The 4,895-nt window shown below is 72.8% G+C and carries 7 protein-coding genes; 1 reads left to right on the forward strand and 6 read right to left on the reverse strand.

Annotated features, from left to right (window positions below; translation table 11 throughout):
- Both B7L92_RS30975 and B7L92_RS30980 read right to left on the reverse strand, forming a co-directional pair.
- The coding region (locus B7L92_RS30975; RefSeq protein WP_143626403.1) for an asparaginase at positions 1–479 on the reverse strand (479 nt) is incomplete at its 3' end.
- Positions 480–554: 75 nt separating this feature from the next.
- On the reverse strand, positions 555–1,190 hold the full coding sequence (locus B7L92_RS30980; protein WP_081240650.1) for an RsiG family protein: 636 nt from the start codon (positions 1,188–1,190) through the stop codon (positions 555–557).
- Positions 1,191–1,367: 177 nt separating this feature from the next.
- Here B7L92_RS30980 and dtd point away from each other — a divergent pair, with 177 nt between their 5' ends.
- Entirely contained in the window at positions 1,368–1,793 is a 426-nt protein-coding gene (dtd, locus tag B7L92_RS30985) for a D-aminoacyl-tRNA deacylase (RefSeq protein WP_081240651.1), read from the forward strand.
- 75 nt (positions 1,794–1,868) lie between these two features.
- On the opposite strand, the gene ygfZ is transcribed toward dtd, so the two are convergent.
- From ygfZ to B7L92_RS31005, 4 genes are all read right to left on the reverse strand, one after another.
- The gene (gene ygfZ / locus B7L92_RS30990) at positions 1,869–2,834 is read right to left on the reverse strand and encodes a CAF17-like 4Fe-4S cluster assembly/insertion protein YgfZ (protein ID WP_081240652.1); all 966 of its coding nucleotides are present in this window, start codon (positions 2,832–2,834) and stop codon (positions 1,869–1,871) included.
- A 10-nt stretch (positions 2,835–2,844) separates the two neighbouring features.
- Positions 2,845–3,282, reverse strand: coding sequence for a Fur family transcriptional regulator (locus B7L92_RS30995; protein ID WP_004986416.1), 438 nt, complete (start codon positions 3,280–3,282; stop codon positions 2,845–2,847).
- A 41-nt stretch (positions 3,283–3,323) separates the two neighbouring features.
- Positions 3,324–3,899 carry a heme-binding beta-barrel domain-containing protein gene (locus B7L92_RS31000; RefSeq protein WP_081240653.1) on the reverse strand — a complete coding sequence of 192 codons (576 nt, stop codon included), beginning with the start codon at positions 3,897–3,899 and terminating at the stop codon, positions 3,324–3,326.
- A 225-nt stretch (positions 3,900–4,124) separates the two neighbouring features.
- The gene (locus B7L92_RS31005; protein WP_107501653.1) at positions 4,125–4,892 is read right to left on the reverse strand and encodes a hypothetical protein; all 768 of its coding nucleotides are present in this window, start codon (positions 4,890–4,892) and stop codon (positions 4,125–4,127) included.
- Positions 4,893–4,895: the final 3 nt, after the last annotated feature.

Genomic DNA, 4,895 nt, shown 5'->3' on the forward strand with positions numbered 1-4,895 from the left:
TCCAGGTAGGTCTCCAGCGGCCAGTCCCGCAGCGCGCAGACCGCCAGCATCGCGGTGTGCTTGCCGGAGCAGTTCATGGTCACCTTCTCCCGCACCCCGCCGGCCGCGAGGTACGTCTCCCGCTCCTCCGCGTCCAGCGGCAGGTCCGGCGGGCAGCCCAGCTGCCGCTCGCCCAGCCCGTGCTCGGCCAGCATCTTCCGGACCAGGTCGCGGTGGAAGCCCTCCCCCGAGTGGCTCGCGGCGGCCAGCGCCAGCCGCTCCCCCGCCAGGTCCAGGCCCGCCCGCAGCACGCCCGCCGCCTGCATCGGCTTGTTGCTGGACCGCGGGAAGACGGGGGCCGTCACGTCGCCCAGCGCCAGCTCCACGGCTCCGTCGGCGTCCAGCAGGACCAGGCTTCCCCGGTGCCGCCCCTCGACGAAACCGGAACGGACGACCTCCGCGAGAACGGGCGGTACGGCGGACGGGGACGGTGCGGACATCGGCGGTGGCCTTCCGGACGGGGGTACGCCCCGCCCGGCACGGAGGCCCCCGGGGTCACCGGGCCGGCCCCCGTCTCACACGAGCAGGTCGTCGACTTGCGCTTCCCCCTCACGGTACCTGCGCGCGATCTCGGCACTGCAGTCGTCGGCCGTGCGCTGCAGTCGCTGCCGCCGCCGGGACACCTGCTGCTCGTACCGCTTCAGTCGCCCCATCGCGGCGTTCAGCTCCCCGTCCGTGCGGGCGTCCAGGTCGGACAGCTCCACCTCGGCGAGCATCTCGGCCGCCAGCCGCCGGTACTCCTCGCTCCGCGGCGTGCCCAGCGTCACATGGCGGGCGGAGGACCGGTGCCGGGCCGGGGTGTCCCGCAGGATCTCCGGCAGCCGCTCCACCACGGACGCCTCCACCGGCTCGGCGGCGGCCGAGGCGGCGCCCGCGGGGGCGCGCCGGGCCAGCTCCGCGCCCAGGATGTCGATCCGGCCCTGGAGCAGCCGCCGCACGTAGCTGAGGTCGGCCTCGTCGCGCTGGGCGTCGCGGCGCAGGGTGCGCAGCTCGGCCAGGCTGAGCACGGTCAGCTCGTGCTCCGGCCGTTCCTCGGGCAGCACCGGGCTGTCCGTGCGCTGTGTGGGCGGCCGGTGGAACTCCCGCTCTCCGGCCGCCGGTTGGGTCAACGAGACAGCTCCAGGCGGCTGCCCGACTCCCGATGTGCTCATATGCCTCAACCGTCCCCTCGACCGGCATGTGCCAGCATCGTGCCACCCCAGGCCGCCCCCATGTGACCGGGTGCGCCCGATCCGCCCCAGATGGCGGTTAAGGAGTAAAAATAGCCCGGCCGGGGGCTCGCGCGGACCTCCGTCGGTCGGCTGTTCGCCGACCGGCATGATGGACGTATGCGAGCAGTGGTGCAGAGGGTGGACGGCGCGAGCGTCGTCGTGGACGGCGAGACGGTGGGGGCGATCGAGGGCGAGGGACTGTGCGTCCTCGTCGGCGTGACCCACGAGGACACCAAGGAGAAGGCGGTCCAGCTCGCCCGCAAGCTCTGGTCGATCCGGATGCTCCAGGACGAGAAGTCGTGCAGCGACATCGACGCCCCGCTGCTGGTGATCAGCCAGTTCACCCTCTACGGCGACGCCCGCAAGGGCCGCCGCCCCACCTGGAACGCCGCGGCCCCCGGTGACGTCGCCGAACCGCTGGTCGACGAGGTGGTCGCCCAGCTGCGCGCCCTGGGCGCGACGGTGGCGACGGGCCGTTTCGGCGCGCGGATGCGGGTGTCGCTGACCAACGACGGCCCGTTCACCGTCCTGCTGGAGATCTGAGGGCCCCGCACCGTCCCGCCGGCAGAGCCCCCGAGCCGTCCCGCCGGCGGGGGTCCGTCGGCGGGACGGCTCGGGTCAGGGCTCGACTATGGTCTCCTGGGCCGCCGCCGTCTCCCCGGCGATCAGCCGGGCGTCCACCGGCACGTTCCGCTTGATCAGCGCGAGCGCGACCGGCCCCAGCTCGTGGTGGCGCGCGGACGTCGTGACGAACCCGATCCTGCGCCCGTCCGGACCGTCGTCGGCGAGCCGGATCTCCGTCCCCGGCGTCGGCAGGTGGACCTCGCTGCCGTCCAGGTGCAGGAAGACCAGCCGGCGCGGCGGCCGGCCCAGGTTCTGGACCCGGGCGACGGTCTCCTGGCCCCGGTAGCAGCCCTTCTGCAGGTGCACCGCGCCCCCGATCCAGCCCAGCTCGTGCGGGATGGTGCGGTGGTCGGTCTCGAAGCCGAGCCGGGGGCGGTGCTGCTCGACGCGCAGCGCCTCATGGGCGAGGATCCCGGCGGGCGGCCCGGCCTTCCCGGCGTACGACTCGAGGTCGGCCCGGGGCAGGAACAGATCGCGTCCGTACGGGGTCTCGCGGACGACGACGCCCTCGGGCACCTCCGCGATGGAACCGGCCGGCAGGTGCACCACCGCGATGTCGGCGGTGCGGTCGGCGACCTCGGCCCGGTAGAAGAACTTCATCGACTCCAGGTACGCGATCAGCGCCTCCTGGGTGCCCGGTTCGACGTGGGCCCAGACCGTCTCGCCGTCGTCGACCAGGTAGAGCGCGTGCTCGATGTGGCCGTGGGCGGAGAGGATCAGCGCTTCGGTGGCCTGGTGCGGGGGCAGCTCGCTGACGTGCTGGGTGAGCAGCAGGTGCAGCCAGCCGAGCCGTTCCGGTCCGGTGACGGTCACGACCCCGCGGTGGGACAGGTCGACGAAGCCGGTGCCGTCGGCGAGGGCGCGCTGCTCGCGGAACAGGTCGCCGTAGTGGGCGGCCACGCCTTCGTCCACGCCCTCGGCGGGGACGGCACCGGGCAGAGTCAACAGAGGGCTCTTCATACGCCCAAGCCTACGACTCGGTAGGGGCCGCCTTCCGGGCGCAGTCTTCGCACCTGCCGAAGATCGCGAAGTGCTTCATGTCCGTGTCGAAGCCGAAGGAGTCCCGCAGCTTGGCCGTGAAGTCGGCCGCCACCTCCACGTCCGCCTCGATGACGTCGCCGCAGTCGCGGCAGACCAGGTGCAGATGGTGGTGCCGGTCGGCGAGGTGGTACGTCGGGGCGCCGTGCCCGAGGTGGGCGTGGCTGACCAGGCCCAGCTCCTCCAGGAGCTCCAGCGTGCGGTAGACGGTGGAAATGTTGACCCCCGACGCCGTCTTCCTCACTTCCACGAGGATGTCGTCGGGGGTCGCGTGCTCCAGGGTGTCCACGGCTTCGAGCACGAGTTGGCGCTGCGGCGTCAGCCGGTAGCCGCGCTGCCTGAGGTCGCTCTTCCAGTCGGTGCTCACCACACCACGAGTCTAGAGCGACCCGCGCCCGCCCGGAGCGGGGCCTACTTGAAGAAGGCGATCCCGTCGTCCGGCAGGTCGTCGGGCAGGGCCTTGGCCCAGCGCTCGACCTCCTCCGGGGTGACGACCTTCTTCAGGTGCGCCGACATGTAGGGGCGCAGCTCGACCTCGGGGGTCTGCTTCTCGCCGACCCACATCAGGTCGCTCTTGACGTAGCCGTACAGCCGCTTGCCGCCGCTGTAGGGGCGGGAGGCGGCGGTGCGCGCGACCGCGTCCGTGACCAGGTCGATCTGCGGCTTGCCCTCGGCCAGCTCGCCGTACCAGATCTCGATGACGCCGTCGTCGCGGGTCATCGTCACCTCGACCTTGCGCCGGCCGTCGACGCGCCAGAAGCCGTACTCGGACTCCAGCGGCCGGACCTTGTTGCCGTCCCCGTCCAGCACCCAGGTGTGGGAGCGGTACTCCAGGAAGTCCCGGCCGTCGTGGGTGAAGGTGACCTCCTGCCCGAAGTTGCACTTCTCGGCACCGGGGAAGTCGTGCACGCCCGCGCCCGCCCAGTTGCCGAGCAGGAAGGCGAGCGGGACGAGGTCCTTGTGGAGGTCGGACGGAATCTCGATCATGAGCGGCAGTTCCTGGTGTCGGGTCAGCGCTGGCCCTGGAAAAGCTTCTTCACGGTCAGCCCGGCGAAGGCGAGGACGCCGACGCAGACCAGGACCAGCAGGGCTTCGAAGAAGATAACCACGGGGTGCTCCTTGAGCGGGGGGTGCGGTGGTGTGCACAGGGCCGGACCCCAGCTTACGCGGCCGGGGCCCGGCCCTGTCGGGTGAGGTGCGCCCTGAGGTTCCTCAGCCCAGAAGCTGGCTCTGCAGCACCACCGTCTGCTGGAACGGCACGGCGGGCGCGGTGCCCTTCCGGGACTGCAGGACCACCGCGAGGACGTCACCGGCGGCCAGGTAGGCCTGGCGGTCCTGTTCGGCGCCGTAGGGCCTGGACTCGACGTAGGCGGTGCGCGTGACGCCGGGGACCGTCGCCTCCTCCGGGAAGTCCTCGTCGCTGACGACGGCCCTCGCCCCGCGCACGCCGTGGGCGGGGTTGCCGTAGGGGGAGAGGACGCGGTGGAACTTGGCCTCCACCAGGGCCGCGGTGTCGAACCGCAGCAGGTAGACGCGGGTCCGGGTGCCGTCCTCGGTCGTCCAGCCGCGCGCCGCGATGTGCCGCAGGCCGCCGTCGACGAGCTGCTGCGCGAACGTCTCCCGGTCGTCCTCCTCCGCGTACTCCTCCAGGAAGTCCTCGGTCCGCAGCCAGCCGTCCGCGCCGCGCAGCGCCTCGTCCTCCTCGGCCCCCTCCGGGGCGGGCAGCACCAGGGCGCGCAGGTCGGCGTGGTGGGTGCCGGCCGGGTTGGACTCCGCCCGGGGCCCGGGGCTGCCGGACGGCAGCGGCGGCTTCGTCAGCCGCGGGTACGCCCACCGCCCGTCGGACCCGGTCGCCAGGCCGGGTACGTCCGTGCGCTCCATCCGGGTGATGCCGTACGCCGTCCCCGCGCCGACCACGGCGAAGACCGCGACGGCCGCCGTCCAGCGCAGCACGGCGCGCAGCACCCGGATGGAGCGCACGGA

The organism is Streptomyces viridosporus (assembly GCF_002078235.1).
Taxonomy (GTDB): domain Bacteria; phylum Actinomycetota; class Actinomycetes; order Streptomycetales; family Streptomycetaceae; genus Streptomyces; species Streptomyces viridosporus.